We start from the raw sequence: 3,789 nt of genomic DNA, 5'->3' as shown, positions 1-3,789 counted from the left end.
CGCCGCCGCGTCGCGCGGCGACACATCGGGATATTCGGCGTCTTCGCCCACGCTGGGGAGGATCTTCCACGACCGCGCGCATTTGGTGCCCTGGGCCTTTTCGACCACGACGGCGACGCCCGAGACGTCGGTCAGGCGGAACGCGTCGGCCGGCGCGTCGTCATTGGTCACCATCGCATTCGAGGTGATGCATACTTCGGCGAGGTCAACGTCGAACAGCGTGCTGAAGATGTTCTGGTCGGAAACGTAGACCATCGGCGAGGCTTCCAACGAGGAGCCGATGCGCTTTGCCGCGCGTTCGACTTCCAGCGCGCCGGTCACGACGCGGCGGACATCGCGGATGATTTCCCATTTTGCCGCCAGCGCATCGTCGCGGAAATCTTCCAACCCTTGCGGAAACAGCGTCAGATGCACCGACGGCTCGGCGTCGGGCCGATAGAGCCGCCACGCTTCCTCGCAGGTGAAGCTGAGCACCGGGGCGAACCATTTCAGGATCGCATCGCAGATCATGTCGATGGTGGTGAGCGCGGCCTTGCGCGCCAGCGAGGACGGCGCATCGCAATACAGCGTGTCCTTGCGGATATCGAAATAGAACGCCGACAGTTCGGTGTTCATGAACGCCGACAGGCTGGCGACCACGGTCTTGTAGTCGAATTCGGCATAGGCCTGGCGCACGATCGCCGCCTGGGCCGCGAGCTGGTGCAGCATCAGCCGCTCCAGTTCAGGCATCTCGGCGACCGCGACCGCGTCCGCCGGCTTGAAGTGATGCAGCGTGCCGAGCATCCAGCGAATCGAGTTGCGCAGCTTGCGGTAGGTCTCGATGGTGTTCTTGAGGATTTCCGGGCCGATGCGCTGGTCGTCGGCATAGTCGGTGGCGCAGACCCAGAGCCGCAGGATGTCGGCGCCGGATTGCGCGATGATTTTTTGCGGCTCGACGGTATTGCCGACCGACTTGGACATCTTGCGGCCGTTCTCGTCCAGCGTGAAGCCGTGGGTCAGCACGATGTCGAACGGCGCGCGGCCACGGGTGCCGCAGCTTTCCAGCAGCGACGACTGGAACCAGCCGCGGTGCTGGTCACTGCCTTCGAGATACATCACGGTATCCTTGCCGCCATCGACCTTGCGCTTGATGCCGGCAAGGCCCGGAAAATGCACGGGGTCCTCCAGCACAAAAGCATGGGTCGAGCCGGAATCGAACCAGACGTCGCAGATGTCGTCGACCTTCTTCCATTCCTCATTGGCAAGCGAACCGAGAAAGCGTTCGCGGGCGCCGTCCATATACCAGGCGTCGGCGCCTTCCTGCTCGAAGGCGTCGGCGATGCGCTTGTTCACGGCCTCGTCCTGCAGGATCTCGGCCGAGCCATCGCCCTTCTCGCGCACGAACACCGCGATCGGCACGCCCCAGGCGCGCTGACGCGAGATCACCCAGTCGGGCTTGCTGTTGATCATGCCATTGATGCGGTTCTGGCCGGATTGCGGCACCCATTGGGTCACGGAGATGGCGTGCAAAGCGCGGGCGCGCAGACTCTGCTCCCCTCCCCCTTGCGGGGAGGGGTTGGGGGTGGGGGTATTCACAAGCGCCGTCGCCTGGGTCGACCCCCCTCCCTGACCCTCCCCCGCAAGGGGGGAGGGAACAGAAAGAGGCTTGTCCATCGCGATGAACCATTGCGGCGTGTTGCGGTAAATGATCGGCTTCTTCGAACGCCAGGAATGCGGATACTGATGCTTCAGGCGCGCGCGCGCGATGAGGTTGCCGGCATCGCTCAACGCCTTGATCACAGCCTCGTTGGCGTCGCCCTTTTCACCCTTGTCGTTGAGTACACGCTTGCCCTCGAAGCCGGGCGCCTGCGCGGTGAGCGCGCCGTTTTCATCGACGGTGTAAGGGATCGCCGGATTGATACCGCGCGCCTCGAGATCGCGTGCGGACGAGACCCAGGCCTCGAAGTCTTCACGGCCGTGGCCCGGCGCGGTGTGGACGAATCCCGTGCCGGCATCGTCGGTAACGTGGTCGCCTTCGATCAGTGGGACGCGAAATTCGTAACCGCCGGAAAAACCCGCGAGCGGATGTGCGCATTCCATCGTTGCGAGCACGGCCGCCGGCACCGCGCCGATCTTCTCATAGCCGGTCACGCGCGCCTGCTTGAATACCGCGTCCGCGAGCGGGTCGGCCAAAATCAGAAGATCGCCGGTTTTGCTCCAATTGTCCGCGGGCGATTCGGTGACGCGGTAAACGCCATAAGCAATCTTCGGCGAGAAGCTGATGGCGCGGTTGCCGGGGAGCGTCCACGGCGTGGTGGTCCAGATCACGATGCTCGCATTGGCCAGCACACCGTGGGCCGGTGACTTGACCGGAAACTTCACCCACACCGTATCCGACGTGTAGTCCTCGTATTCCACCTCGGCTTCGGCCAGCGCGGTCTTCTCCACCACGCTCCACATCACAGGCTTGGAGCCGCGATAGAGCGTGCCGTTGGCTGCGAATTTCATCAACTCGCGCGCGATCTGGGCTTCGGCGGGGTAGCTCATGGTGGCGTAGGGGTGATCCCAGTCGCCGATGATGCCGAGCCGCTTGAATTCCTCGCGCTGCACGTCGAGCCAGTGCCCGGCATAGGCGCGGCATTCGCGGCGGAACGCCACCATCGCGGTGGAATCCCGGAAATCCGGCTTCTGCTTGCCCTTGGAGCGGTAGTTCTCTTCCTCGATCTTCCATTCGATCGGCAGGCCGTGGCAGTCCCAGCCCGGCACGTAATTGGAATCGAAGCCGAGCATCTGCTGGCTTCGCGTCACCACGTCCTTGAGGATCTTGTTGAGCGCGTGCCCGATATGGATGTTGCCGTTGGCGTAAGGCGGGCCGTCGTGGAGGATGAAGCGCGGCCGGCCCCTGGCGGCGGCGCGCAGCCGCCCGTAAAGGCCGAGGCTGTTCCAGCGCTCAAGGATCGCCGGCTCCTTCTGCGGCAGGCCGGCGCGCATCGGGAAGTCGGTCTTGGGCAGAAACAGCGTTTCCGAGTAATCGCGCGCTTTTGCCGGGGTGTCGCTCATGGGGCGCCTTCTAACAAGCCGATTGCAGGGCGGAAAGGCGCAAAAGCATCGGACGGGGAACCGGCTCCCCGGATTTCGCGTTACCCCGATGAGCCATTGGGCGGGCCGGTGCAGGGGCGACGGAGGGTTTTGTGGACTATATCCGCGCCAAGCGCGAAGTGCGTCACGCGCTGGTCATCAGCGACCCGCAGCCGGTGGAAAACGTCACCAACGTCTGGCTGTCGGCCGGCCAGGCGGCGAATATCGGCATTTTCCTGATCCTGTTCGGCGCCTTTCTCTATATCGGCCGCGCCATCCTGTTGCCGATCCTGGCCGCCTCGATCGTCGCCGTGACGCTGGCGCCGCTGGTCAAGGCGGCGAAGCGGCGCGGCATTTCGCCATGGCTCACCAGCCTGGTCATTGTCGCCCTTGGCCTCGGCGCGCTGGGCTTGGCCGTGACCATGCTCGCCGGCCCGGTGAGCGAATGGATCGGGCGCGCGCCGGAGATCGGCGCCACCATCAAGGAGCGACTTGCGGTGCTCGAGCGGCCGATTGCGGCGCTGCATGAATTGCAGACCACGCTATTCGGCACCAATAACGGCGCCGTCGATGTCAACACGCCGACCTCGAGCTTCGTGCTGCCGGTGGTCGCCTTCGTCACGCCGGCGGCCGGCGAGTTCTTGCTGTTCTTTGGCTCGCTATTTTTCTTCCTGGTCGGACAGATGGAGCTGCGCACCTCTCTGGTTTCGCTGTTCGGCAGCCGCGACACCA

General features: G+C 64.3%; 2 protein-coding genes. One reads left to right on the top strand and one right to left on the bottom strand.

Translation table 11 applies throughout. The features are described 5' to 3' along the window. Positions 1–3,039, bottom strand: a 3,039-nt coding sequence (ileS, locus tag ABR948_RS28930; protein ID WP_428124640.1) for an isoleucine--tRNA ligase, incomplete at its 3' end; no start/stop codon positions are given. Positions 3,040–3,170: 131 nt separating this feature from the next. Between ileS and ABR948_RS28925 the strand changes: the two genes are divergently transcribed. Then, a partial coding sequence (locus ABR948_RS28925; RefSeq protein ID WP_428124638.1) for an AI-2E family transporter occupies positions 3,171–3,789 on the top strand: 619 nt, incomplete at its 3' end.

The sequence above is a fragment of the Bradyrhizobium sp. genome (genome assembly GCF_050014615.1).
Taxonomy (GTDB): domain Bacteria; phylum Pseudomonadota; class Alphaproteobacteria; order Rhizobiales; family Xanthobacteraceae; genus Bradyrhizobium.
This window is presented reverse-complemented; position numbering and strand designations above follow the sequence as displayed.